The sequence below is a fragment of the Actinomadura madurae genome, assembly GCF_900115095.1.
GTDB lineage: Bacteria > Actinomycetota > Actinomycetes > Streptosporangiales > Streptosporangiaceae > Spirillospora > Spirillospora madurae.
On sequence record NZ_FOVH01000004.1, the window covers coordinates 238,154 to 262,186 of the forward strand.

Here is a 24,033-nt window from a genome sequence, read left to right on the forward strand (position 1 = left end):
ACAACCCGCCGGAGCGACGCCTCAGCCGCCCCGGCACCGCCACCCAAACACCCGGCCGCAAGCCCTGCAACGCCGACCGCAGGCCGGAGACACCGGCCGAAGCCCCGAGACGCCCGCAGCAGGCCCGAGGCACCCGCCGGAGCCCCCGAGACGCCGACCGGAGGTTCGAGACGCCGGGCACGGGCCCGGGACACCGGGCGTGGGCCCCGGGAGGCCCGCTGCGGCGGCGCTGGAACCAGCAGAACGGGCCTCAGCGCGACGCTGAGGCCCGTTCAGACGGTCCGGCGGCCCGGAAGAGGGCCGGGCGGTCAATAGCGGCCAAGGATGAGGCTCATCGCCTCGGACCGCGTCTCGGCATGATCACGGAAGTCGCCGCGCACCGCCGACGTCACCGTCTTCGCGCCCGGCTTGCGCACCCCGCGCATGGTCATGCACAGGTGCTCGGCCTCGATCACCACGATCGCGCCGCGCGGCTCCAGGACGGTCATCAGCGCGTCCGCGACCTGGCTGGTGAGCCGCTCCTGCACCTGCGGCCTGCGCGCGTACACGTCCACCAGCCGAGCCAGCTTGGACAGGCCGGTGATCTGGCCCTTCTTGTTGGGCGTGTACCCGACGTGCGCCACCCCGTGGAAGGGGACCAGGTGGTGCTCGCAGACCGAATACACCTCGATGTCCTTCACCAGGACCATCTCTTCGTGGTCGGCGTCGAACACCGTGGTCAGCGCGTCCTCCGGAGTCTGGCGCAGACCCGCGAACTGCTCCGCGTAGGCCCGCGCCACCCTGGCCGGTGTTTCACGGAGACCGTCCCGGTCGGGGTCCTCCCCGATGCCGATCAGGATCTCCCGGACTGCCTTCTCGATGCGCGCATGGTCGAAATGCCCGCCGCGCACGGTCTCACCCGGCGGGTCGATCTCGATCGGCGCCTCGTCGTACGGGATCGCCAAGGCCGTCAGCTTTCGCCCGGGGCCGGATCGGTCGCCTCGGAGGCGACGCCGCCGCCCTGCCCGTTGTTCTTGGTCAGGTCAGTCACGTCCTGCGGACCGAGCAGAGCGAGTTCCTTGGGCGACAACACCGGCGGACGGTCGGACGGGAGGCGCTTGCCGTAACCGGTGTAGGAGTTCTGGTGCGGCCGCTTCTGGATCGGCGCGAAGATCTCCAGCACCAGGTCCTTCGACAGGGTCTCCTTCTCCATCAGGTTGACGACGAGCTCGTCCAGGACGTCCCGGTACTCCACGAGGATCTCCCACGCCGTGTCGTGCGCGGCCTCGATGTAGCGGCGGACCTCGTCGTCGATGGCCGACGCGATGTCCTCCGAGTAGTCCCGCTCGTGGCCCATGTCGCGGCCCAGGAAGACCTCACCCTGACCGGTGCCGAACTTGCGCGCGCCCAGACGCTCGCTCATGCCGTACTCGGTGACCATGTTGCGGGCGATGGAGCTGGCCTTCTCGATGTCGTTGGCCGCGCCCGTGGTCGGCTCGTGGAAGACCAGTTCCTCGGCCGTGCGGCCGCCCAGCAGCATGGCCAGCTGGTCGGTCATCTCCGAGCGAGTGGTGAGGAACTTGTCCTCCATCGGCAGGGTCATGGTGTAGCCCAGGGCCCGCCCGCGCGGCAGGATCGTCACCTTGTGCACGGGGTCGGAGTTCGGCAGCGCGTGCGCCACCAGCGCGTGCCCGCCCTCGTGGTAGGCGATGATCTTCTTTTCCTTCTCCGACATCACCCGGGTCTTGCGCTCCGGCCCGGCCATGACGCGGTCGATGGACTCCTCCAGGGTGTCCATGTCGATCAGCTTGCGGTCGAACCGCGCGGTGAGCAGCGCCGCCTCGTTGATCACGTTGGCCAGGTCGGCGCCGGTGAAGCCCGGGGTGCGGCGCGCGATCACGTCGAGGTCGACGTCCTGCGCGAACGGCTTGCCGCGGCCGTGCACCCGCAGGATGCCCTTGCGGCCCTCCAGGTCCGGGCGGTCCACGGTCACCTGCCGGTCGAACCGGCCGGGACGCAGCAGCGCCGGGTCGAGGATGTCCGGGCGGTTCGTCGCGGCGATCAGGATCACGCCGCCCTTGACGTCGAAGCCGTCCATCTCGACGAGAAGCTGGTTCAGGGTCTGCTCGCGCTCGTCGTGGCCGCCGCCGAGGCCCGCGCCGCGGTGCCGCCCGACGGCGTCGATCTCGTCGATGAAGATGATCGACGGCGCGTTGGTCTTGGCCTGCTCGAACAGGTCGCGGACGCGGGACGCGCCCACACCGACGAACATCTCGACGAAGTCCGAGCCGGAGATCGAGTAGAACGGCACCCCCGCCTCGCCGGCCACGGCTCGCGCGAGCAGCGTCTTGCCGGTACCGGGCGGACCGTACAGCAGCACGCCCTTGGGGATCTTCGCGCCGATCGACTGGAACTTCGCCGGGTTCTGCAGGAAGTCCTTGATCTCCTCAAGCTCCTCCAGGGCCTCGTCGGCCCCGGCCACGTCGGCGAAGGTGGTCTTCGGGGTGTCCTTGGTGATGAGCTTGGCCTTGGACTTGCCGAAGTTCATCACCCGCGAGCCGCCGCCCTGCATCTGGTTCATGATGAACAGGAAGATCAGCACGATGACCACGATGGGCAGCAAACTGAACAGCAGGCTCATGAAGACGCTCTGCTTCGGCACGTCGACGTTGTAGCCGCCGGGCAGCTTGCCCGCGTCGGCCTGCTTCTGCAGCTGCTGCTGCAACTGGAGTCCCTGGCCGTCGACCCAGGACGCCTGCTGCTGCTTGCCGTTGTTGAGGGTCAGCTCGATCCGCTGGTCCTTGTCGACGATCTTGGCGGACTTCACCTGGCCCGCGTTGATCTCCGAGACGACCTTGGAGGTGTCAACCTTCTCGAACGAACGGCCGGGGTTGACGCCCCACATGACGAGGGCGACCAAGAGGCCGAACAGCAGGATCCACAGCAGCGGCCCGCGAAAATAGCGCTTCACGTCCATTTATCCGGTTACCCCTTCGGGGCCCGTCCCTCCTGACCAACATCTGTGTGCGATCCCCGCCCGTCCCGGGGGGACGAACGCCACTGCGACCAACAATCCGTCCAACGAAGGACCCGTCGCCTGGGCTCCGGGCCCGTCGTGGCGGCTTCCCTCATAATCGCCTCCCGAACCCAGGGTCCGGGACACTGACGGTACACCGCAGGGCGCAGGAGACGCAGCCGACGCTGTTCCCCTGCTCCCCTTCCATATACCCGTCAACGACCCTTGCAACGATTCGTCACGGTCCCTTGTTCCCTGGGCGGTCCCTGCGGGCCCCTTGGGGCTCTTCCCAGGGCCCTGTGGGCGTCTGGGCGGGGGCACCCGCCACCGGCCGTGTGGGGTCCGGTACGGGGACGTCAGGCCCCGTCGCCGCCGTAGACGTGCGGGGCCAGCGTCCCCACGAAAGGCAGGTTCCGATACTTCTCCGCATAGTCGAGCCCATAGCCGATGACGAACTCGTTAGGGATGTCGAACCCGATGTACTTCACGTCGACGTCGGTCTTGACCGCTTCCGGCTTGCGCAGCAGCGCGCAGATCTCCAAGGAGGCCGGGCCACGCGACCGCAGGTTGCTCACCAGCCACGACAGGGTCAGCCCGGAGTCGACGATGTCCTCCACGATCAGGACGTGCCGGTCGATGATGTCGGTGTCGAGGTCCTTGAGGATGCGCACGACGCCCGACGACTTCGTGCCCGACCCGTACGACGACACGGCCATCCAGTCCATGGACGCGGGCGAGTGCAGCGCCCGCGCCAGATCAGCCATGATCATGACAGCGCCCTTGAGGACGCCGACGAGCAGCAGGTCCTTACCCGCGTAGTCCGCGTCGATCTGCCCGGCGAGCTCCCGCACCTTGGCCTGCAGGTCGTCCTCGGGGATCAGCACCTTCGCCAGGTCGTTGCCCAGGTCCTTCTCGTCCACAACCCCACCCTCATCGCTCAGACCGCGCCCGTCCGGTAGGACGGACGTAGGACGGACTCCGCACGCACGCCCGGTAGGCGCGCGCGACGGGCGCGGCATGTGACGATCGGCACACGCCGCGACGTCAAACCGGGACGAACAGCAGCTTTCCATACCGCCGGACGGCGCGAAGCCGCCCCGGCAGATCCACGTGCCGCTGCCCGCGCCAGGCCGTGACCAGCCGATCCATCGCATCGACATGGACCGCCGCGAGCGTACCCGGTGGGCTTCCGGCCTTGACCGCCGCCATCCGGAGGACCCGCGTACGGACGGCCCTGGGGAGGCCCTCAAGTCCTTCCAGGGCCATGGCAACGCCGTACCCGTCTGCCGTGGTCTCCAGGTCGCTGAATGCGCGGGAGGCCAGTTCGTCCAGGGCGTCGGCATCGTCGCGCAGCATCCCGGCCGTCCGCGCCAGGGCCTCGGCCACACCCGGCCCCAGGGCCTTCTCCAGGGCGGGCAGGGCTTCATGGCGGACGCGGACGCGCGCGTAGGCGGGATCGACGTTGTGGGGGTCGTCCCAGGGCTCAAGCCCCATCGCCTCACAGGCACGGCGCGTGGTGGCCCGATCAAGTTCGAGAAGAGGCCGCGCGTAGAGCACGGCGGCCTGGGTTCGCCTGAACGTGGGCGGCATCCCGGACAGCGACCGGGCACCGGACCCACGCGCCAGCCCTAGCAGGACGGTCTCGGCCTGGTCGTCTCGCGTGTGCCCGAGGAGGACGGCTGACGCGCCCCACCGGGCGGCCGCATCGTCGAGCGCGGCGTACCGGGCGACGCGCGCCGCGTTCTCCGGGCCGCCAGGCCCCTCGACGGTGACCGCGATAGAGCCGGATGGGTCCAGGCCAAGGTCGGCCATGGTCCGGACCACGGCGTCGGCCCGCTCCGCTGAACCGTCCTGGAGGCCGTGGTCGATCGTGACGCCGCCTGCCGAGCGTTCCGCCCTGGGCGCTTCGAAGGCGAGCGCCGCGGCGAGCGCCAGAGAGTCCGCGCCTCCACTGCACGCGGCCAGGACCATCGCACCCTGCGGCAGGTCGGAGAGCACATGCCGCACGGCGAGACGTACCGCCGCCACCGCAGGATCAGGGCCCATGGGAAACGTCTACCACCACCCTGCGACGGCCTAGTGCTTCACCTTCGGGCTCAGGCCTCGTCGGAGAATCTCTGTGCGCTCAGCCCCTCGTCGACCTCAGGCCTCGTTGGCCTCGGGCGGGGCGTCGATGGCGCGAGGACCGATGACCCGGTCCATCCACAGGGCCGGCTCCTTGATCTCGTCGTGCGTGGGCAGCGTCTCCGGTGACTGCCAGACCTGGTTGAAGCCGCTCATGCCGACCTCGGTGACGACCCGCCGGACGAACCGGGAGCCCTCCGCGTACTGCTTCATCTTCAGGTCGATGCCGAGCAGCCGCCGGATCGTCCGGTCGAGCTTGGAGCCGCCCGCGCGGCGCCCCTGGAAACGGGACCTGATCTGCTGGACGGACGGCACGACCTCCGGGCCGACCGCGTCCATGACGTAGTCGCCGTGCCCCTCGACCAGCGTCATCACGGCGGTGAGACGGTCGAGGATCTCGCGCTGCTCCGGGGTCTGGATCGCGTCGATGAGGTTGGCGTCGCCTCCGCGCACGGCGTCGGCGACGGCTTCCGCCGCGTCCCTGATGCGGTCCAGCATCACGCCCGGGTCGAGGTCGGACGCCAGGAGGAACTTGGTCATCTGGTCCTGGACGTACTCGCGCAGCCACGAAACCCCGGTGAACTGGGCGCGGTGCGTCTCCTCGTGGAGGCAGACCCAGAGGCGGAAGTCACGCGATTCCACACCGAGCTCCTGCTCGACGTGGACGATGTTGGGTGCGACAAGGGTCAGCCGGCCCGTCGGCGCGCGTCCGGACGGGTCCGGCGGCAGGAACAGTTCGTACTGCCCCAGGACACGGCTGGCCATGTACGCGAGGATCGCGCCCACCTGCATGCCGGTCACGCGGGAGCCGACGGCCTGGACGACGACGTTGCCCGCTCCGCCGAGAGGGCCGGGGCCGCGCCGTTCGGACATCTGCTCCATCAGCGGTTCGAGGACGACCCGGAAACCGTCCACGTTGGCGCGGATCCAGCCGGGCCGGTCGACGATCGTCGCCGGGTCCGGGTCGAGCTCGGAGGCCATGCCGGTGAAGTCCCGCACGTGCCCGTGGGCGGTCTTCGAAAGTTCGCGCAGCTCCTTCACGACCTCACGGGCCTCGTCATGGGTGACCTGCGGGCCCGGCCTGACGAGCCGGGTTCCGGCCTGAACCGCCACGTTCCAGTCGATCATTGAGGCGCTCATGTACTCCACCGTACGTTTCGGACGCGGCGCCGGGGCGCCTGTGCACGGTCATTCAACGAACAACCGTTCTGGTTATCTCCCGTTCAACGGACCCCACACGCGCACCCAGACCCGCATGTCCTGAAAAAGCAGGCCCCTCCCACCCGGGGGCGGACCGTACTCCCCCACCCTTGCCCCACCCGCCGCCCAACCGCAGGACAACAGGAACCTGTGGATAACCGAAGGAGGATCAGCCGCACCCGCAGGCCGCGACCGCCGCCGCGAGCTGGTCCAGCTTCCCCGGATCGACCGGCCCTTTCCCGTCCCCCGCCATGAACGCAAAAGCGAGCAGCCGCCCGTCCGCGCTGTAGGCGAGCCCCGCCAGCGTGCTGACCCCCGCGAGAGTGCCGGTCTTCGCCCGCACCAGCCCCGCACCCGCCTGACTGGTGGCGACGGTGTAGCGCGGCGGGCTCAGCGTCCCCGAGAACCCTGCGACCGGCAGGCCGGTTATGGCCGGACGCAGTTCCGGATGGTCCTCCCCGGAAGCGAGCGAGACGATCCGCGCCAGCGCGATCGGCGAGATCCGGTTGCGAGGCGACAACCCGCTGCCGTCGTTCACCGAGACGCCCTCCGCCACACCCAGCTTCGCCAGAACCTGCTGGACGGCCTGAGCGGCGTCCGCGAACGTCGCCGGACGTCCCAGCTTGATGGCGACTTGCCGGGCCACAGCCTCCGCCACATCGTTGTCACTGTCGGTCAGCAGATGCTCCACCAGAGCCGACATCGGCGGCGACTGGACGGCGCCGAGCGGAGCCGCCTCCTTCGGCGCGACCGTCCTTCGCCCGACCTTGGCGCTCACCCCGTACTTGGACACCAGACGCGCGAACTGGTTCGCCGCAGTGGCCGCTGGATCAGAGACCCTCGTCTTCTTGGACGGATCGGACGGCGCGACACGTCCCTCGTCGACCGTGAGGGCGGTGACAGGCGCCACCTCACCGTCCGGCAGATAGTTGGGCTTCCACCCCGCGGCCGTACGGGGCCCCCGATACGCCGACACGTCGTAGTCCACACGGACCTGGCCCACACCGGACGACTTCAGCGCCGTGGCCGCCTGACGGGCCAGTTCCGAGAGCGACGCATAGGGCGGATGGCCGGCGTCCGGACGCGGCGGAAGAGCCGTCAAGGTAGGATCCCCGCCTCCGACCAGAACGATTCTGCCGCCTGTGCTCTGCACGACCCGTGTGGTGATGCGGTGCGCGGGGCCCAGCGAGGCGAGCGCCGCCACCGATGTCACCAGCTTCGTCGTGGAGGCCGGGGTGGCGGGCCGGTCGGCGCGCAGCTGGTACAGGGTCCGGCGGGTCTCCGCGTCGATGACCACCGCGTTGATTTTCGCCTTCGGGCCGCCGATCAGGGGCGTGAGCCGTCCCGCCAGAGCGGACGCGTCAGGCGGACGGCCCGCGCCCAGGCCGGCGGGGGAAATCGAGGCCGCCGAGGTTGGAACCTGCACGAGGTCACGCGCGGCCACGCTCGGCGGTTGCGGAGACAGATGCCGGTCAGGTGTGAGTTTCACCACTGCCAGGCCGGCGGCCACGGCGAAAACGTTAAGGAGAGAGAGCGACAGAACCGCGAGGGTTCGGCCCCGTCCAGGCACGTGACCGCCCCTCTCCCACTCAGCACTCACCAACGTGCGACATCCTTATACAGGGGAACAATCACCTGTGGGGCCGGCCTCGCCCACAGGCTCCCGAAAGACTATTCACTGCGAGCGCGCAGGGAGCGGAGGACATCTTGGATTTCGACGTCACCATTGAGATCCCGAAGGGCCAGCGGAACAAGTACGAGGTGGACCACGAGACCGGCCGCATCCGGCTCGACCGCATGCTGTTCACCTCCACGCAGTACCCGGCCGACTACGGGTTCATCGAGAACACCCTCGGCGAGGACGGTGACCCGCTGGACGCGCTGGTCCTGCTGCAGGAGCCGACCTTCCCCGGCTGCCTCATCCGCTGCCGCACGGTGGGCATGTTCCGGATGACCGACGAGGCCGGTGGTGACGACAAGGTCCTGTGCGTCCCCGCCACCGATCCCCGGATGGAGCACCTGCGCGACATCCACCACGTCGCCGAGTTCGACCGCCTGGAGATCCAGCACTTCTTCGAGGTCTACAAGGACCTGGAGCCCGGCAAGTCCGTGGAGGGCGCCAGCTGGGTGGGGCGCCAGGAGGCCGAGCAGGAGATCGAGCGGTCGTTCAAGCGCGCGGCGGACCAGGGCGGCCACTGAGCGCCACCCGGTCCCGCTGACCACCGGCCGGGCCGTGCCGGTGCCGGGCCAGGGAGTCGCGGACGGCGCCGATCCGCTCCCCGCCGCCCATGCGACGCGTCTCGCGAGGAACCCTTCCGTACAGGACGCCGTACGGAAGGGTTCCCGTTTTCCAGGCAACGGTTCGCGCAGGTCAGCGACCATGCGTGGCGTCACCCGGCCGGACGTGTCGCCCCGATCAGGTCGCCCCGGTGGATGGTCGCGATGCGTACCCGTGCGCCGGTGTAAGGCGCCTCGACCATCTGGCCATCGCTGACATAGATGCCGACGTGGTGGATGGTGTCGGGGTTGGTCTTGTCGGTCGCGAAGAAGACGAGGTCACCGGGACGCAGTTCGTTTACGGGAATGTGGGGCCCGGACGTCCATTGAGTACCGGTCCAGTGGTCGAGCCGTACACCGGCCTTGCTCCACGCGTACATGGCCAGCCCAGAGCAGTCGAACCCTCTGATCTCCGCGCCCTGCTCCACACCGTACGTGGGACCGGACTCGTCACCCCCGCCCCAGGAGTACTGCGTGCCGAGCCACTTCAGCGCGGCGCGGACCGCTATGGCTCCGCGCGCCGCCGACGTGGTGAGGGCCGCTTCAGGACGTCCGGTACTGGCGCCAGAACTGGCGAAGGCGGAACGAGCCTTGTGCTCCGTCGCCTTCTGCGAGGCACGCTCCCGCGCGCGCTTGACCTTCGCTGCATGCGCTTCGGCCTTACCAAGGTGACTCTCCAGACGACGCTTCTCGTCCTGGAGACGCTGGACGGATGCCTGCTGGGTCTCGACCGCCTCCCGTGCAGTCCGTTTGGCCGCATCGGCGCGTCTTGCCGCAGCGCTCTGTTCGTTCAGCGTCATCTTCGCTTGGCGACGGAACACGTCAGCTACCGTCTTGGCCGCCTCGACCCTCTGCACCATGGCCGCTCGGCGTTCGGCGAGCATCTTGACCATGCCGGCACGGTCCATGAAGCCTTGCGGGCCACCCTCGCCGGCGACCGCAGAGGACAACGGGTCGTAACCGGTGTTGTCCCGGTAGACCTGCGCGGCGAACGACGCCAGCTCGGCTCTGGATATCTCGACCCGCCTGTGCGCCTCTGAGAGCCGTCCCTGGGTGTCGGTGTACGCCCGCTGTGCACGGCGTAGTTTCAGCTGCTCACCGTTGTAGCGCTCCACTGCGGACGCCGCAGCGATCGCGAGCCTGTCGAGTTCGCCGTCCGCTTGGGCGAGCTTGGCCTTCGTCCGTCCGACCTCGGCCGCCCGCTCCCTGACCTGGCGTTCGCTCCGTTCAACATCCTTTGCGCTGGGGCTTGGCTCCGCGAGGGGACGGGCGGACGCCGCGGGAAGGAGCAGGTTCATCCCGAGCGCCAGGCCAGCACCGACGGCGACCAGCCGAAACGCCGTACATTGCGCAGGGGGCGGGCTCGCGTGACGGCGACGTGTCTCTGGTGCGCCAGATGCCATGAGCACGTCCTCCCCCAGGGATGCACTGCTTAGCGCAAACGATCACCTACGAAGAGTAGTTGACTCGGGCAAGGGTAAGTACGTCCGCCACTCCTCGTCAGGAACTCGGGGTGGGGCTTGTGGAGTCGGTACCCGCAGAGGGTTCCGGTGTGGACGGGGTCGTGGGCGAGGGAGCCGGCCCTGCCTCTGTGGGAGGTGGGCCGGATGGGGCCGGCGCGGGGGTCGTGGGCACGGGACTGCCCGGCCGTTGCGTTTCGGGCGGCGTGGACGGCGTCGGCGGGTCTGCCCCAGTGGGCGTGGGCGAGGGAGTCGGATCCGGGTCGGGAGCATCGGGACGCCAAGTGACGTGGACCTGGATGTTGCCTGGCGTGAAGGTGATGACTCCCTCCCCCTGCGAGTCGTCCCGTCGCGAAACGTGCACCTGCACGACGACGCTCTGCCCCTCCTCAAGACGACCGGTGGACGGGCTTGCCGTTACCGAGCCGCGGCTTGTCGCCTTCCAGGCGACCGAGCCGCCTTCCGCTCGTAGCTCTACCGAGCCGTCGGAACTTCCTGCCAGGTCCAGGTAGAGCGGGGAGACCACCAAAGCGCCGGTCGCCCCCGGCCCGGACGCCTCAGACGAGGAGACCAGAGCCGACGACGGTACGGGGAAAGCGGTCGGAGGAGCGGAAGAGGCGCGCGCACCTAAAGGAAAGGTGGCCGACACAGGGGCAGTACCAACAGGCCCTGACCCGTTCGGACGTTCGTTCGGACCTTGCGGCAGCGGCGTCCGCGAGACGCCAGGCACAACGGTCGGATGCGGGCCTGCGCTCGTGCCCGCGTCCTTGCCGCCTGGGCCGATGAACCCGTACATGGACGCGACCCCACCACCGGACAGCAGTGCTACCACCACGAGCACCGCAGCTGCACGGACGGCCTGTCCGCGAAGGTTGGCCGCCGTTTCGTCGCTGGACCTCCTGCGGAAGCGGCCGTACCACCCGCCTCCGCCCAGACGCGGCGCACGGATCGCCCCTCCCGACCCGACGGACTGGACCGGGAACCCATCGGACGTGAACTTCGTGACCCGCGTGGCGACGAAGAGCCTGTAGCCGACCAGCTCGGGGTCCATGAAACAGCTCATCACCCGAAGGCGCAGTTCCGCCGCCGGTTTCGCCTGCGGGAGCAGTCCGTACACCTTGGCGGCCGACACGGCACGAGGCATGAACGCTGCACAGACGGAACAAGCCTCCGCGTGCTCCACTAACCGCCTGCTGATATCGGGCGTGAGGTCGCCTCGCCGCTGCCGTAAGAGCCGAGCGCGCTCCGTACAGCCGTACGGTCCCGTGTGCGCGAGTATCTCCGCTGTCAACGCCTCGTAGAGTTCGTCGTGCGCGTGGTCGAGCGCCGCCTGCGCGGCCTTCGGGGACATCCCGAACACGGCCGCGAGGTCGGGAACCGACAGTTGGTGCCTTACACGCAACTCCAGGATCTCCCGCGAGACAGGCCGTAGGGCGAGTACCGCCTGCCACGCCGTGATGCGCTGGTCGACGTCCTCCTGATCGTGACTGGCAACCGGCACGTCCGGCACCTGGTGCCTCTGCGGCAGACGCCTGGCGCACTCCAGCCGGGCGATGGCGTAGAGCCACGGCCCGAACCGGTCGGCATCGCGCAACTTGCCGATGTGGGCCTCGGCCACGACGAAGGTGTCGCGTAAGGCCACCTGAGCCGCGTCCCGGCACCGCAACTGGAACCAGCAGTACGCGTAGAGCCTGTCGGCGTGGGCGTCGTACATCGCGGCCGTGGCGGCGGGGGCGCGCTCGCGTAGCGCCTCGACCAGGAGATGGTCGTTCATGCCAGAAAAGGTAAAGGCTCAGAGCGCTCTTTACAGGCATATTCAAGAGTTCGGACTCCATACCGAACACTATTCTTCCCCCTTCGGGGGACGCCTTGGCGAGATGTCGTTTATGGGAAGAATGTTGGCTTTACCCGACCTAGTGCAAGGTTCGCCCGGTTCTCATGACCAGCACTTCATCCCGATGAGCGATCTTCACGTCACCCAGAGTAAAAGGGTTCACTTTGACGAATCACTCAGGAAAAAGGGCCTCCATCATGGGCGGCAGTCGCTTTTCCGCGGCGGCCGCAAGTGCCGCCACTTGCGCGCTGGTGTAGATAACGGGTTCCGCCTCAATAGCGCGCGGGATCGTCCGAGCCGAGCGAAGGAGCACTGAACCGTGCCGCACACCCTCCCGGGCGACCCGCGCTCCGTGCACGACGACCAACGGCGTGACAGAGACGTCTTGACCCAGTTCCTTGGAGAGCAGCTCGGCCACCGTGTCCGCGGCACGCGTCGCCACATTGGCCACTCCACCCACGGAGCTGTGCCCGACCCAGAGACGGCGCTGCTCGGCGCGCAATCGCGCTCCCCACCGGAACCTCCTGCTAACGATCGCGTAGATACCGGTGAGGCCGACTACCAGGTGGTCGAGATTGGCCACCGGCATGGGGCCGTCGTGCAACGCGCGGTCATGCAGGACGTGAAAGCCCGCAGGATCCAGACGTGCCAGGCGGCGTCCAGTACGGCGCTCGGCCCGAGCACCCCGCCGCCAGCTGGCCATGGGGCTCGGCCTGAACCTCGTGTACGCAGCATGGCCGGTGAACATGAGGACGGCGACAAGGAAGCCGATCCACCACGTGCCCAAGCCGGCCGCGACGACACCGGCGGCTCCGGCCACCGCCGCCCTCACCGCACGTCGTTCCCACCGGTGCTTGGCGGCCAGTGTCCGGTAGCGGTGCAGCGCCGACGCCCCGGCGGCGGACATGCCGACCCCGCTGCTGCGCACCTCACGGCCCCTTTTCCTCCGCCCCCGAGCCGCACCTGAGGCACCAGCGTGCGGCAGCCCGGCGGTTCCATCAAGGGTTTCTTCATGTCGATCTTGGTTCGGAAGTTGACACTGTCATCGTGACAGTGTCATCATCGAGCCATGGAGAGGACCTGGACGATCGGCGAGCTGGCGGAGGACGCGGCCGCGGCCCTCGCCGCGGACGGATCCGCGCAGGTCAGCGGCCGGGTGCGTGATCTTCCCAACGAGCGGCTGATCCGCTGGTACACCACGATCGGCCTGGTCGACCCGCCCCTCGGCCGCCGCGGCCGGACGTCCCTGTACGGCCCCCGCCACCTGCTCCAGCTCGTCGCGGTCAAGCGCCGCCAGGCGGCGGGCCGCTCCATCGCCGAGATCCAGCTCGAACTCGCCGGCGCCCCCAACGCAACCCTCGCCCAAATCGCCGCCCTCCCCACACCCCTCGCGCCCACACCCCCGATGCACTCCCCGGGCTCCGCACCTTCTGCCCCCGCGACGGGCTCCACACCTCGCGCAGACTCGGAACCTCCCACGGGCTCCGCACCCTCCGCGGACTTGGCACCCTCCGCGGAATCAGAACCCCATGCACTCGCCGCGGGCTCGGCACCTCCCGCAGGCTCCGCGGACTCGGAACCCCATACACCCGCCGCGGGCGCGGAGCCCCCTGCGAGCTCCGCGTCCTCCCCGGGCTCCGTACGCCCTACGGGATCCTCGGGATTCTCGGGATCCGCGCGTTCCACCGGCCGCCGGCTTGAACCGGCCCGGATCGCCGGTGCGGACGATGAGACGGCCGCGGACCCCGAAGCTCCTGCCACGTCCGCTGGCAGGCCGGAGGGCTCCATCTCCCCGGCCGCTGACTCCTTGGGCGGCGAAGAGAGGCAGCCCGGCTCCACTGGTGAAAGGTCGCGTGAGCGGGAGAGCTTCTGGAGGGCACGTCCGGACGTGTCTCACAGAGAAGCCACTGTCGCTGGCGACTACCGCGTTGCCCATCACACCCTGGTCCAGGGGGTCCGGCTCGTGCCCGGTCTCACCGTGCTCCTGGACGTTCCGACCCTGAGCGGCGACGACCTCGCCGCGATCGAGACCGCCGCGCGTCCACTGCTCGACGAGCTGCGAAGGCGCGGACTACTCCCCGTCAAGGACCCGACCGGAGCCTCCGTCAAAGGCCCAGCCGGAGACCCCACCAAAGGCCCGGCCGGAGACTCCGTCCTAGGCCCGGCCAATGGCCCGGCCGGAGACCCCGTCATAGGCCCGGCCGAAGACTTCGCCGAAGGCCCGGTCGGAGATTCCACCGAAGACCCCGCCGGCGCCCTCACCAGAGGCCCAGCCGATGGCCCGGCCGGGAGCCTCGCCGAGGGCGCGACCGAAGACTCGGCTGCAGCCCCCGCCGCAGACATCACCGAAGGCCCGGCAACAGACTCGGCCGGAGGTTCTGCTGAGACCCCCGCGTTCCTGCCCGCCGTTCAACCCCGGAGGACCCAGTGACCGTGCGCATCCTGCCGCTACCCGATATCGCGCCACCGGTGCCAGACCGGGGGTTCGGCGCGCTCAGCACCGACAAGGGCAACCTGCCGCTCGACTCCGTCGACGTGCACGCGTCGATCACCGGCCTGGCCGCCGGGATCGAGGTGGTGCAGGGGTTCCGGAACCCGTTCGACGTCCCGCTGGAGGCCACCTACATCTTCCCGCTGCCCGACCGCGCCGCCGTCACCGCGCTGCGCATGGAGGCCGCCGACCGGATCGTCGAGGGGAAGTTGAAGGAGCGCGGCCAGGCGAGGCAGGACTACGACACCGCGATCGCCGCAGGGCAGCGCGCGGCGATCGCCGAGGAAGACCGCCCGGACGTGTTCACCATGCGGGTGGGCAACATCCTGCCGGGCGAGCGGGTAACGATCACGCTGGCCCTCGACCAGCCGCTGCCGCACGAGTCGGCGTCCAGTGCAACGTTCCGTTTCCCGCTCGTGGTCGCGCCCCGCTACATCCCGGGCGCGCCCCTGGACGACGAGCGCGCAGGAACCGGAGTGGCCGACGACACCGATGCCGTGCCGGACGCGTCCCGGATCAGCCCGCCGGTTCTGCTCCCCGGATTCCCCAACCCGGTGCGGCTTTCCGTCACCGTCGACATCGATCCCGCCGGGCTGCCGCTGACCCAGCTCCGGTCGGCACTGCACGTGGTCACGGAGGAGGGCGGCGGCGAACGCACCACCGTGCGGCTGCGGCCCGGCGAACGCCTCGACCGCGACTTCATCCTCCGCCTCGACTTCGCCCCGCGGGAGAGCGCGGCCCTCACCCTGATCCCGGACGAGTCCGGCGAGGAGGGCACGTTCAGCCTGACGGTCCTGCCTTCCGGCGAGGCCACAGCCACTCCGCGGGACGTGGTCCTCGTCCTCGACCGCTCGGGCAGCATGCACGGCTGGAAGATGGTCGCCGCACGCCGCGCCGCGGCGCGCATCGTCGACACGCTCCGCGCCGAGGACCGGTTCGCCGTCCTGTCGTTCGACACCACCATCGAACGCCCGCGCGACCTCGGTACCGGGCTCGTCGACGGCTCGGACCGCAACCGGTTCCGCGCGGTCGAGCACTTGGCGGCGCTGGGCGCGCGGGGTGGTACGGAGATGCTCGCCCCGCTCGACGAGGCCTGCCGCCTGCTCGCCGACCCGGGACGCGACCGGGTGCTCGTCCTGATCACCGACGGCCAGGTGGGCAACGAGGACCAGCTCCTCGCCCACCTGGAACCGCGGCTGCACGGCGTCCGCGTGCACACGGTCGGCATCGACCAGGCCGTCAACGCGGGCTTCCTGAACCGCCTCGCCGCCATCGGGCAGGGGCGGTGCGAACTGGTTGAGTCCGAGGACCGCCTCGACGAGGCGATGGAGCACATCCACCATCGGATCGCGGCCCCGGTCGCGACCGGGCTCGGCCTGCACCCCGAGGGCCTGGAGATCGTCCCCGGAACGGTGGCCCAGGCCCGGCCGGGCGCCCTGTTCCCCGGCGTGCCGCTGGTGATCGCAGGCCGGTTCCGTGGCTCGACCACCGGATCGCTGACCGTCCGGGGCACCGCGTCGGACGGGACGCCGTGGGAACAGCACGCCACCGGCGTCGTCGCCGACGACACGGCCGCCAGGTCCATCTGGGCCCGCGCGCACCTGCGCGACCTGGAGGACCGCTACACGGTCGGCGGCCCCGATGACCTGGAGCAGCGCATCATCGCGACCTCGCTCAAATTCGGTGTCCTGTGCCGCTTCACCGCGTTCGTGGCCGTGGACAGCAGGGTGGCGACCGAGGGCGACGCCCCGCACCAGGTCGTTCAGCCGGTGGAGATGCCGCGAGGCTGGGGCGCACCGGCGGCCGCTCCGCACGCGGCCCACGCCGCGTTCTCGGTCTCAACGGCCGACATGGAACTGCCGCCGGACTCCGGCGCACCCATGCCGCCCATGCCGGCGGCGCCCGGCGGGATGCTGGAGCGGTCCGCGCCTCCCGGTTACGGCGCGGCGCCTCCCCCTGCCGCACCGCCTCCCCCCGCCGGGCCGCGTCCCTCCGCAAGGCCGCAGGGGGTCGCGCGGGGTTCCAGCCGTCCCCTCGGCCGGGCCGCCAAGCAAAAGCGCCCGGCGCCCGGGGCCGGCAGCGCCCCCGATCTCACCAAGTTCCAGCGGGAAATGGCCATCGTGCTCGAACGCCTCCGGCAGGTGCCCGAGAATGCGGAGGCACGCGTCCAGCATCTGCAGAACGACCTGCTGCCCGCCCTGGAGTCGATCGTCCCGCGGATGGAGGCTCAGTCCCTGGACGCGACGTCACTCGCGGAGCTGCGCGACGACTTCCTTCGTCTCCAGTTCCCCGATGACACTCCTGCGGTCAGCGAGCTGTGGAACCGCGCGCTGCGGGTGCTCGCCGACTTCACCGGTGAGTCCCAGCCTCGGCGGTCCTTCTGGAAGCGGCCGAGATGACGCGAGCGGGGGCGTCCCGCGTAGGACGCCCCCGCACCGGTCGTTCCGGTCAGGTGTGCTTGGGCTGGTACCGGCGGAGGAGGGGGATCAGGTTGAGCGCCAGGCCGACCACGGCGACGGCACTGACCAGGTTGACGCCGGGGTGGAACTCGGCGAACCCGTCGCCGCCCGCGGCCGTCCCGCCCGCGACCAGCGCGGTGACGACGGCCAGGACCAGGGCCGCGCCGACCTGGCCCGACGTCTGAACCAGACCCGAGGCGAGCCCCTGCTCGGAGTCGTCGATGCCGTCCGTGGCCTGCGCCATGATCGAGCTGAACCCGAACGCGAACCCGCCGCCCAGCAGGAGCATCGTCGGCAGGATCGTGAAGGCGTAGTGCGGGCTGTTCCCGGCGGTCGCGAGGAACCAGGCGTAGCCGAGGCTGAGCGACGTCATCGAGCTGATGATCAGCCGGGGCGTCCCGTACCGGTCGATGAGGCGGCCGACGAACGGGGACCCGAACGCCACGAGAAGCCCGGCGGGCAGCAGCGCCATGGCCATCTTCAGCGGCGACCAGCGCAGCACGTCCTGCAGGTAGAGCGTCATCATGAACTGGAAGCTCAGGTACGAGCCGAACAGCGCGACGATGCTCAGGTTGGCCCGGACGATCGAGCCGATCCGCAGGATGCCGAGCCGGATCAGCGGGTGCCGCACCCTGTTCTCGGTGACGAAGAAGGCGACCAGCAGGGCCGCCGCGAGGACGACGGACCCCAGCGTGACCGGGTCGAGCCAGCCCCGTTCCGGCGCCGAGACCACGGTGTAGACCGCGAGCAGCATGCCGCCGGTGAGCGTCACGGCCCCCAGGACGTCGTGGCCGCCGCCGGCCGCGGGCCGGTCCCGCGGGATCAGCGCGATGCCCGCGACGAGGGCGAGGACGGCGAGCGGGACGGGCGTGAGGAACGTCCAGCGCCATCCGAAGCTGGTCAGCAGCCCACCGAGGATCAGCCCGGACGAGTAGCCGCTGGCGCCGAAGACGGAGAACACCGACAGGGCCCGGTTGCGGGCGGGCCCTTCGTGGAAGGTGGTGGTCAGGATGGACAGGGCGGTCGGCGCGGTGAACGCGGCGGCCAGGCCCTTCACGAAACGAGTCGCGATCAGCAGCGCACCGTTGTCGACCAGGCCTCCCACGAGCGACGCGAGGGCGAACACGGCCAGCGCGGCGAGGAAGACCCGGCGGCGGCCGAGCAGGTCGGCGGTGCGCCCGCCGAGCAGGAGCAGCCCGCCGTATCCGAGGACGTAGCCGTTCACGATCCACTGCAGTGACGTGGTCGAAAGGCCCAGTTCGGCGCCGATCGACGGCAGCGCGACGCCGACCATCGAGACGTCGAGTCCGTCGAGGAACAGCACGGCGCACAGGACCGCGAGGACTCCCCACAGCCGGGGAGTCCAGGTCTGTTCGGCCGGCGCGGCGGCCGGTGCACGGACGGTGGAGTCGGGTGAGGTGTCGGTGATAGTCACGTCGGAGGACAGTACATGCACGCGCATCAAATGTCCACGCACTAATTTCTCTGGAATCTAATTCGCATGCATCTGATGCGCGTGCATGCTACGATGCGCGGCATGGAGGCGGAGACTGCTCTGGTCAGCCGCTGGCGCGAGCTGGCGACCTGCTACAACACGGTCGCGTGCGCCCTGGACCGCGCGCTGCAGGAGACCCACGGCCTCAGCATGAGCGAGTACGAGACGCTCGACAGGCTCGTCGATCTCGACTGTGAGAAGCGCCGCATGCAGGAGATCGCCGCCGCCATGTACCTCAGCCAGAGCGCCCTGTCCCGCACGGTCGCGCGCCTGGAGAAGCAGGGGTACGTCCAGCGCGGCCTCTGCGAGGACGACCGCCGCGGCGTGTTCGTCGAGATCACCGACGAGGGCCGCCGCTGCCACACCGAGGCCCGCGACACCCACCTGAAGATCCTCGCGGAGCACCTCACCGGCTGACCGGCGCCGCCGTCCAGGACAGGCCCGGGCTCCCGGTTCCGCCTCCATGACGTGTCCGCGGAGTCGCTGCGCGCCGAGGCGCACGTGGTGCAACCTTGCTCTGTAGGCAACGAACGGTCGGGGGGCGGGGAGGCCAGGGCGGAGGCGTTGTGGGGTGTCGCGTGGTCCTGCGGCGGATGCGGGCGGGGGACGAGGAGGAGTTCGTCCGCCTCGCCCGGCAGAGCACCGAACTGCACGCCGACTGGGTGAGAACACCGGCAGACCCTGCGGCGTTCCGCGACTACCTGGGGCGCTTCGCGGACCCGACGGCCGGCGAGGCCCTGCTGGTCAAACAGGCGGACACCGGAGCCATCGCCGGCCACGTCACCCTCACCGGAATCGTCCGCCGGCCGTACGACCGCGCGATCCTGGGTTTCGCGGCCTTCGCGCCGAGCGCCGCCCAGGGTTACATGACGGAAGGCGTCGGGCTGGCCGTCCTGTACGCGTTCGGCCCGCTCGGGCTACACCGGGTGGAAGCGGACGTCCAGCCGGGCAACGAGCCGTCCCGCCGGCTCGTCCAGCGCCTCGGATTTCGCCGCGAAGGCTTCTCCCCCGAGTTCATCAACATCGGCGGCGTCTGGCGCGACCACGAACGCTGGGCCATCACCGCCGGCATGACCGCCCACCTCCCACCCTGCAACCGACACGTCCTCCCCTAGGGATGCACGTCCCGGTCCGCGTGGGACGTGCATCCGAAGTCAGCGCTCGATGATCACCCCCACTGGCCGGGCTGGTAGCCCCCGGCGGGCTGCCGGGTGATGACGTTCAAGCGGTTCCAGGTGTTGATCAGCGCGATCAGGCCCACCAGGGCGGTGAGCTGGTCCTCGTCGAAGTGCTTGGCGGCGTTCTCCCAGACCTCGTCGGTGACGCCACCCGCGGCATCGGCGATACGCGTGCCCTGCTCGGTCAGCTCCAAGGCGGCCCGCTCCGCTTCGGTGAAGACCGTGGCCTCCCGCCACGCCGCGACCATGTTGAGACGCACCGAGGTCTCCCCCGCCTCCATGGCGTCCTTGGTGTGCATGTCGAGGCAGACGCCGCACCCGTTGATCTGGCTGGCCCTGATTTCCACAAGGTGCTGCGTCAGGACGGGCAGCGGTGAGTCCATCAGCACCTTGCCCGCCGACTGGATGTACTTCATGTACTTGGCCCCGATGGTGCCGCCGTAGAAGTTGAACCGAGCGTCCATGACGATCTCCTTGCCGTGATGACTGATACACCCCACTGACGGAGCAAGCCACCACAATGTGACGTCCGATCGCCTGTGACCTACGAGCCACCCCCGAGGACCAACCCGCACCCGCCCAGTCCGTCCGCTGACGTTCTGACAGGTGGCGGTGAGGCGGCAAGGCGCTCGGGATCTCGACCTTCAGCAGCGCCCAGCAGGACGGCCCCCGCTGCCGCGGCCGCGCGATTCACCGGCCTGGTGTGCAAGGCCGTCGGAACGCTCGCCGTCGAGACGCTGCCGCACACGATCAGGATCGACGATTTTTCCTGGTCGGACTCGTCCAGGGCCGTCCCGACCCGCCGTTGGCAAGGAGCACCTGAGCCCCTCGATGCGGCTCACTGGCGATCACGGGCTTCGTCGCTCCGCCCTGGTCATGACGCGTGCCTCTCGAGGGAACCTGGCGCGCTCGGTTGATCTCTAATCTGCCGGTATCGACCGCGCCGGGGCGGATTACATGAGTCGTCCGTCCCCCATTAGCAGAGGAGAGCACAGCGGATGTCCCGTTGGCCGCAGCTCAGTCCGTCCGAACAACGGCAGAAACTCGACCAGATCACGGCGCAGGTAGTGCCCACCCTGCCCGACGGCTGGCGACGCCTGGTGGTGCGTGTCCAGACGATCGGCAGGCACAGCGAAATGTCGGCAGGCGTGCTGATGCCCGACCGCTCAACACGCGGCTGGGCCGTTCCACCGGAGGTCTGGCGTCTATTCATGCAGCTCCGCAAGGGTATGTACTCCGAAGGCGTGGGGAGCTGGGTGGGGTTCGAGTACATCGTCGACCCGCCCGGCACGTTCACCATCAGTTACAACCGCGATACCGAACCGAGCTTCGAGGACGCGCCGACCGCAGAGGATTTCGCCCTTGAGAACCGTTGGTTCCCGCGCTCAGAAGACACCATGCCCGACTGGTTCCGTCTGGGACTGAAGGACGCAGAGTAGAGACGTTCTCGCCCAAAAACGGTCGGTCCTGCGTCGTGAGCAACGATGACGAGACCGTGACCGTACTCCGGGAGCACCACAGGCCCAGGCGGCTGACAAACTCCTCGTCGGCGAGATATGACGCGTCGGCGAAGACGGGCCACGTGTTCGCTACTGGTTGGGGTGACGTGTTCCACCCAGACACGGTCGGCTGGCTGATGCCCAAAGACCATCCGGGTCTATAACGCACCCAAGGAGGGGCCCGGCTGGCATGACCTGGCAGGAGCACGGCCTGGTCTTCATGCCGCTTGCGGGCACCGAGGGGAAGCCAACAACGTCCTGTGGGAACTACGGCACAGCTTCGTGTCGGTGCTGTCGGACGCCGGCGTGCCCATCGAGGACATCTCACGGCTGGCCGGCCACGAGAGCACAGAGGTCAGCGAGACGGTGTACTGGCACCGGATCCGCCCCGCCCTGCTGGCCGGTACGGAGGCCATGGACGACGTGTTCCCGCCGCTGCCGAGGACGCCTAGTCAGGAAGTCATGCAGAAGGCCCATCGCGGGTGATCGTGATGGGCCTCTGAGGTGGGAGCCGCCTGTCGGAATCGAACCGACGACCTATTCATTACGAGAGCCCTTGACCAGGGTATGGGGCGATTCGCCGGAGTGCGTTTGGCCAGCTCACAGGGCATGGGTGAACTCTCGCGAACCCTGTCGGTACGGGCCGAACTGCAACACGAACTGCAACTAGGGGCGAGCCATGTCTGACCGCTTCATCCGTGCCAGCGCGGCGGCGTCGAGCGAGATGCGCCCCGCCATCACGGCGTCATGCAGGTCGATGGCTTCGCGCTTGAGCGCCTTCATGCGCTTCACGGAGTCCGGACTCGCACCCGTCGCCTTGGCGGCTTGCGCTGCCGCTGTTCGTCCAGTGCGTCAGCCCTTCTTGCGGAGGTACCGGCGTAGGCAGTCGTTCACGACGTCCGAGACGTTTTTGCCCTCGCGCTCGGCCTTCTCCTTGGCCTCGTTCCAGACCTCGTCCGGGACGCGGACCGTGCGGTTGGGAGTCTTGCCCGTGGCCGGGCGACCGCGCTTCTTTCCTGCCATGGCAGGATCCTAGCCTGACCAGGGTTTTCCACGTTGACGGATCCCGACCGGTATGCATATTGTGCAATGGCAGTAATTCGGCACCAGCAGGAACGATGCCGATACAGGACGGCCCCGGACTCGGTGACTGCACCACCGGCCGGGGCCTGGACGGAAGGGACCTCCGCCGTGAGCGACAAGCCTACCCACCTCATCCCCGACCCGTCGGCCCTCACGCTCGCTCAGCGCGACGGGCGCGCCTGCGTGGCGTGCCGCATCGATGTCGCCCCCATGCGGCCCGTCGGCATCGTCGACGGCGTCCAGGTGTTCGCGTGCCTCTCCTGCGACACCGGCGACCAGGGCGACGACGAGCAGCCCGCCACCGGCACCATCCCCGGCGAGTGGCCGAACGGCGAGCCGGACGACGTCCGCGACATGGCCCGGCGCCGGGCCGACCTCGCGCAGCGGGCCGACAACCTCGCCACCATGCTGGAGGCCGAAGCGGACGGCATCCGGGACGTCGATTTCGGCCTTGCCGTCCGGCGGGCGGCCGCGGCACACCGCGCGTTCGCCGCTGCGTGCCGGGACGGCGACGACGACGAGTTCGACCGCACCCTGCGCGAGGCCAGCGAGATGATCCGGCGGTGCGTCGCCACGGTCGAGACGGCCGACGGCGAGTAGTGCGACCTGCGTTACGTTCGTCGTAACCCAGGTCCTTGGAGGACCTCACTGGAGCCCCCGTCCGGCACCGACCGGCGGGGGCTCTCTGCTGGTCACGGGCCTGCGCCGGGCAGAGGCTGGCGCAGGTCGGGGAGGGTGCGGCTCCTGCGCGGGCGGGCAGGTCAGGGCGCGCAGATTGTGCGCACCCCCGGCGGACCGTCCGGGCGGGCAGGTCGGAGACCGTCAGAGGGCCTGAGTTGCCATGATGGCAACGCCTGTTTGCCGGTCAGTCCTGCTCGTCGCCGTCGGCCGGCCGGACGAACGTGCCGCGGCCGGGTACCGTGACGACGAGTCCGCGGTCCCGCAGCTCTCGGACGGCTCGGCGGGCGGTCAGCCTGGCCACGCCGAACTCCTCCGCCATGCGTGCCTCGCTCGGGATGGGCCGATCGGGCTGGAGGTCACCAGCATCGATCCGCGCGGCGATGATGTCCGCCACCTGCACGTACACCGGCCGCGGGCCCTCGTGGTCGATCTCCGGCGGGTTGCTCATGCTCGGACCGTAGACCGGGGTTGACCTGCGTAAACGCTCGTATCCCTCTGTAGAGGTGTACAGCCCGGTATAGAGCGGGCTATGGTGCCGGTCACATACGGGCAACGAGGAGGGACCCCTCGATGACAGAGCCACGACGCGCGCTCGAACCAGAACGACAAATCGTCGGGTTCGACGTGTTCGAACTCGTCGGCGGCCGGTGGCGCGCCATCCACAAGCATGACCGCGACCTCGTGCTCGAACACGACCGGTGGACAGAGCTGGCGTGGTCGTGCGTCGGCGCCCGCATCTCCGCCGAGCTGCGCGAGGCGGCCGAGGAACTCGCCGCGCGGATGACCGAGCCCGGCCGGCAGTGGCGGCCGAACGGACCGGGGCAGGGCCTCAGTGTCTAGGCGGGCCGTCGAGGTCGACGGCGACGTGTCGGACCTGCTGGTGATGTTCGCGCAGAGGTTCCCCGGCTGGGCGTTCGCCCGCACCGACGCGGGTTGGTACGCCACCCGCGGCGGCCTCGTCCGCGAGACGCTCCGGCCGGACGGCCGGGGGACGGTGAAGGCGTCCACCCCGGCGGAGCTGCTCGTCAAGCTGGAGCGCGCCGAGCGCTGAGAGACGTCACGGCCCCGGGGGACCTGCGCGGGGAACGCACCACCCCCGGGGTCGTGGCCTGCTCGTGATCATGAGGGCCGCTATCCGGCCGGAGTCGGAGATGGCACCAACAGGGGAGGTCACGGAGCGTGAGGGGGTCGCGATCTTGGCCCCGTCACTCGGCGTGACGGAGCACCATGATCACCCGTGCTTGAGAGCCCGGAGGG

General features: G+C 69.6%; 23 protein-coding genes. 10 read left to right on the plus strand and 13 right to left on the minus strand.

Features of this window, described 5'->3' with window-relative positions; all coding sequences use genetic code 11:
• Positions 1-308 precede the first annotated feature (308 nt).
• The 6 genes from folE to dacB form a co-directional block, all read right to left on the minus strand.
• A complete protein-coding gene (folE, locus tag BM339_RS13915) occupies positions 309-917 on the minus strand; it encodes a GTP cyclohydrolase I FolE (protein ID WP_052357817.1) in 609 nt (202 codons plus the stop codon).
• Positions 918-949: 32 nt separating this feature from the next.
• Complete coding sequence (ftsH, locus tag BM339_RS13920) at positions 950-2,956, minus strand: ATP-dependent zinc metalloprotease FtsH (protein ID WP_021592893.1); 2,007 nt, start codon at positions 2,954-2,956, stop codon at positions 950-952.
• A gap of 395 nt (positions 2,957-3,351) precedes the next feature.
• Positions 3,352-3,915, minus strand: coding sequence for a hypoxanthine phosphoribosyltransferase (hpt, locus tag BM339_RS13925; protein WP_021592892.1), 564 nt, complete (start codon positions 3,913-3,915; stop codon positions 3,352-3,354).
• A 124-nt stretch (positions 3,916-4,039) separates the two neighbouring features.
• Positions 4,040-5,041, minus strand: a complete 1,002-nt coding sequence (gene tilS, locus BM339_RS13930) for a tRNA lysidine(34) synthetase TilS (RefSeq protein WP_075021071.1) — start codon at positions 5,039-5,041, stop codon at positions 4,040-4,042.
• A gap of 96 nt (positions 5,042-5,137) precedes the next feature.
• Entirely contained in the window at positions 5,138-6,247 is a 1,110-nt protein-coding gene (locus BM339_RS13935; RefSeq protein ID WP_075021072.1) for a zinc-dependent metalloprotease, read from the minus strand.
• 241 nt (positions 6,248-6,488) lie between these two features.
• Positions 6,489-7,829: a D-alanyl-D-alanine carboxypeptidase/D-alanyl-D-alanine endopeptidase gene (dacB, locus tag BM339_RS13940; RefSeq protein ID WP_256255340.1), complete on the minus strand. Its 1,341-nt coding sequence runs from the start codon at positions 7,827-7,829 to the stop codon at positions 6,489-6,491.
• A 197-nt stretch (positions 7,830-8,026) separates the two neighbouring features.
• Here dacB and BM339_RS13945 point away from each other — a divergent pair, with 197 nt between their 5' ends.
• Positions 8,027-8,518, plus strand: coding sequence for an inorganic diphosphatase (locus tag BM339_RS13945; RefSeq protein WP_021592888.1), 492 nt, complete (start codon positions 8,027-8,029; stop codon positions 8,516-8,518).
• Positions 8,519-8,709: 191 nt separating this feature from the next.
• Here BM339_RS13945 and BM339_RS13950 read toward each other — a convergent pair whose 3' ends face one another.
• The 3 genes from BM339_RS13950 to BM339_RS13960 form a co-directional block, all read right to left on the minus strand.
• Positions 8,710-9,894, minus strand: coding sequence for a C40 family peptidase (locus BM339_RS13950; RefSeq protein ID WP_256255341.1), 1,185 nt, complete (start codon positions 9,892-9,894; stop codon positions 8,710-8,712).
• Positions 9,895-10,096: 202 nt separating this feature from the next.
• Positions 10,097-11,830 carry an RNA polymerase sigma factor gene (locus BM339_RS13955; protein ID WP_075021074.1) on the minus strand — a complete coding sequence of 578 codons (1,734 nt, stop codon included), beginning with the start codon at positions 11,828-11,830 and terminating at the stop codon, positions 10,097-10,099.
• A 232-nt stretch (positions 11,831-12,062) separates the two neighbouring features.
• Positions 12,063-12,818, minus strand: a complete 756-nt coding sequence (locus BM339_RS13960) for a nuclease-related domain-containing protein (protein WP_075021075.1) — start codon at positions 12,816-12,818, stop codon at positions 12,063-12,065.
• Positions 12,819-12,959: 141 nt separating this feature from the next.
• On the opposite strand from BM339_RS13960, the gene BM339_RS52290 reads away from it, so the two are divergent.
• Entirely contained in the window at positions 12,960-14,321 is a 1,362-nt protein-coding gene (locus tag BM339_RS52290; RefSeq protein ID WP_083597616.1) for a MerR family transcriptional regulator, read from the plus strand.
• A gap of 38 nt (positions 14,322-14,359) precedes the next feature.
• The gene (locus tag BM339_RS13970) at positions 14,360-16,780 is read left to right on the plus strand and encodes a VIT domain-containing protein (RefSeq protein ID WP_256255342.1); all 2,421 of its coding nucleotides are present in this window, start codon (positions 14,360-14,362) and stop codon (positions 16,778-16,780) included.
• A gap of 49 nt (positions 16,781-16,829) precedes the next feature.
• Here BM339_RS13970 and BM339_RS13975 read toward each other — a convergent pair whose 3' ends face one another.
• Positions 16,830-18,275, minus strand: a complete 1,446-nt coding sequence (locus BM339_RS13975) for an MFS transporter (RefSeq protein ID WP_024936073.1) — start codon at positions 18,273-18,275, stop codon at positions 16,830-16,832.
• A gap of 102 nt (positions 18,276-18,377) precedes the next feature.
• Between BM339_RS13975 and BM339_RS13980 the strand changes: the two genes are divergently transcribed.
• Both BM339_RS13980 and BM339_RS13985 read left to right on the plus strand, forming a co-directional pair.
• Positions 18,378-18,752, plus strand: a complete 375-nt coding sequence (locus BM339_RS13980; RefSeq protein ID WP_021592878.1) for a MarR family winged helix-turn-helix transcriptional regulator — start codon at positions 18,378-18,380, stop codon at positions 18,750-18,752.
• A 149-nt stretch (positions 18,753-18,901) separates the two neighbouring features.
• Positions 18,902-19,450, plus strand: a complete 549-nt coding sequence (locus BM339_RS13985; RefSeq protein WP_256255343.1) for a GNAT family N-acetyltransferase — start codon at positions 18,902-18,904, stop codon at positions 19,448-19,450.
• 53 nt (positions 19,451-19,503) lie between these two features.
• On the opposite strand, the gene BM339_RS13990 is transcribed toward BM339_RS13985, so the two are convergent.
• The gene (locus BM339_RS13990; RefSeq protein WP_021592876.1) at positions 19,504-19,977 is read right to left on the minus strand and encodes a carboxymuconolactone decarboxylase family protein; all 474 of its coding nucleotides are present in this window, start codon (positions 19,975-19,977) and stop codon (positions 19,504-19,506) included.
• Positions 19,978-20,511: 534 nt separating this feature from the next.
• On the opposite strand from BM339_RS13990, the gene BM339_RS13995 reads away from it, so the two are divergent.
• Positions 20,512-20,952, plus strand: coding sequence for a hypothetical protein (locus tag BM339_RS13995; protein ID WP_075021076.1), 441 nt, complete (start codon positions 20,512-20,514; stop codon positions 20,950-20,952).
• A 342-nt stretch (positions 20,953-21,294) separates the two neighbouring features.
• Positions 21,295-21,498, plus strand: a complete 204-nt coding sequence (locus tag BM339_RS14000; protein ID WP_177287690.1) for a site-specific integrase — start codon at positions 21,295-21,297, stop codon at positions 21,496-21,498.
• A gap of 366 nt (positions 21,499-21,864) precedes the next feature.
• Here BM339_RS14000 and BM339_RS49810 read toward each other — a convergent pair whose 3' ends face one another.
• A complete protein-coding gene (locus tag BM339_RS49810; protein WP_177287691.1) occupies positions 21,865-22,035 on the minus strand; it encodes a YlcI/YnfO family protein in 171 nt (56 codons plus the stop codon).
• Positions 22,036-22,203: 168 nt separating this feature from the next.
• Between BM339_RS49810 and BM339_RS14005 the strand changes: the two genes are divergently transcribed.
• On the plus strand, positions 22,204-22,695 hold the full coding sequence (locus BM339_RS14005; RefSeq protein ID WP_075021077.1) for a hypothetical protein: 492 nt from the start codon (positions 22,204-22,206) through the stop codon (positions 22,693-22,695).
• A gap of 265 nt (positions 22,696-22,960) precedes the next feature.
• Here BM339_RS14005 and BM339_RS14010 read toward each other — a convergent pair whose 3' ends face one another.
• Complete coding sequence (locus tag BM339_RS14010) at positions 22,961-23,224, minus strand: GntR family transcriptional regulator (protein WP_075021078.1); 264 nt, start codon at positions 23,222-23,224, stop codon at positions 22,961-22,963.
• Positions 23,225-23,346: 122 nt separating this feature from the next.
• Here BM339_RS14010 and BM339_RS14015 point away from each other — a divergent pair, with 122 nt between their 5' ends.
• Positions 23,347-23,616 carry a hypothetical protein gene (locus BM339_RS14015; RefSeq protein ID WP_143118398.1) on the plus strand — a complete coding sequence of 90 codons (270 nt, stop codon included), beginning with the start codon at positions 23,347-23,349 and terminating at the stop codon, positions 23,614-23,616.
• Positions 23,609-23,827: a hypothetical protein gene (locus BM339_RS14020; protein WP_075021080.1), complete on the plus strand. Its 219-nt coding sequence runs from the start codon at positions 23,609-23,611 to the stop codon at positions 23,825-23,827. Before BM339_RS14015 ends, BM339_RS14020 begins: the two co-directional genes overlap by 8 nt.
• Positions 23,828-24,033 lie beyond the last annotated feature (206 nt).

What these genes read in the sequence shown, in the direction of transcription:
- BM339_RS14015 (WP_143118398.1), top strand. Translation starts at nt 23,347, where the DNA reads ATGACAGAGCCACGACGCGCGCTCGAACCAGAACGACAAATCGTCGGG.
- BM339_RS13935 (WP_075021072.1), bottom strand. Translation starts at nt 6,247, where the DNA reads ATGATCGACTGGAACGTGGCGGTTCAGGCCGGAACCCGGCTCGTCAGG.
- BM339_RS13950 (WP_256255341.1), bottom strand. Translation starts at nt 9,894, where the DNA reads ATGAACCTGCTCCTTCCCGCGGCGTCCGCCCGTCCCCTCGCGGAGCCA.
- BM339_RS13980 (WP_021592878.1), top strand. Translation starts at nt 18,378, where the DNA reads ATGGAGGCGGAGACTGCTCTGGTCAGCCGCTGGCGCGAGCTGGCGACC.
- BM339_RS52290 (WP_083597616.1), top strand. Translation starts at nt 12,960, where the DNA reads ATGGAGAGGACCTGGACGATCGGCGAGCTGGCGGAGGACGCGGCCGCG.
- BM339_RS13995 (WP_075021076.1), top strand. Translation starts at nt 20,512, where the DNA reads ATGTCCCGTTGGCCGCAGCTCAGTCCGTCCGAACAACGGCAGAAACTC.
- BM339_RS13955 (WP_075021074.1), bottom strand. Translation starts at nt 11,830, where the DNA reads ATGAACGACCATCTCCTGGTCGAGGCGCTACGCGAGCGCGCCCCCGCC.
- BM339_RS14010 (WP_075021078.1), bottom strand. Translation starts at nt 23,224, where the DNA reads ATGAGCAACCCGCCGGAGATCGACCACGAGGGCCCGCGGCCGGTGTAC.
- BM339_RS49810 (WP_177287691.1), bottom strand. Translation starts at nt 22,035, where the DNA reads ATGGCAGGAAAGAAGCGCGGTCGCCCGGCCACGGGCAAGACTCCCAAC.
- tilS (WP_075021071.1), bottom strand. Translation starts at nt 5,041, where the DNA reads ATGGGCCCTGATCCTGCGGTGGCGGCGGTACGTCTCGCCGTGCGGCAT.
- BM339_RS13990 (WP_021592876.1), bottom strand. Translation starts at nt 19,977, where the DNA reads ATGGACGCTCGGTTCAACTTCTACGGCGGCACCATCGGGGCCAAGTAC.
- ftsH (WP_021592893.1), bottom strand. Translation starts at nt 2,956, where the DNA reads ATGGACGTGAAGCGCTATTTTCGCGGGCCGCTGCTGTGGATCCTGCTG.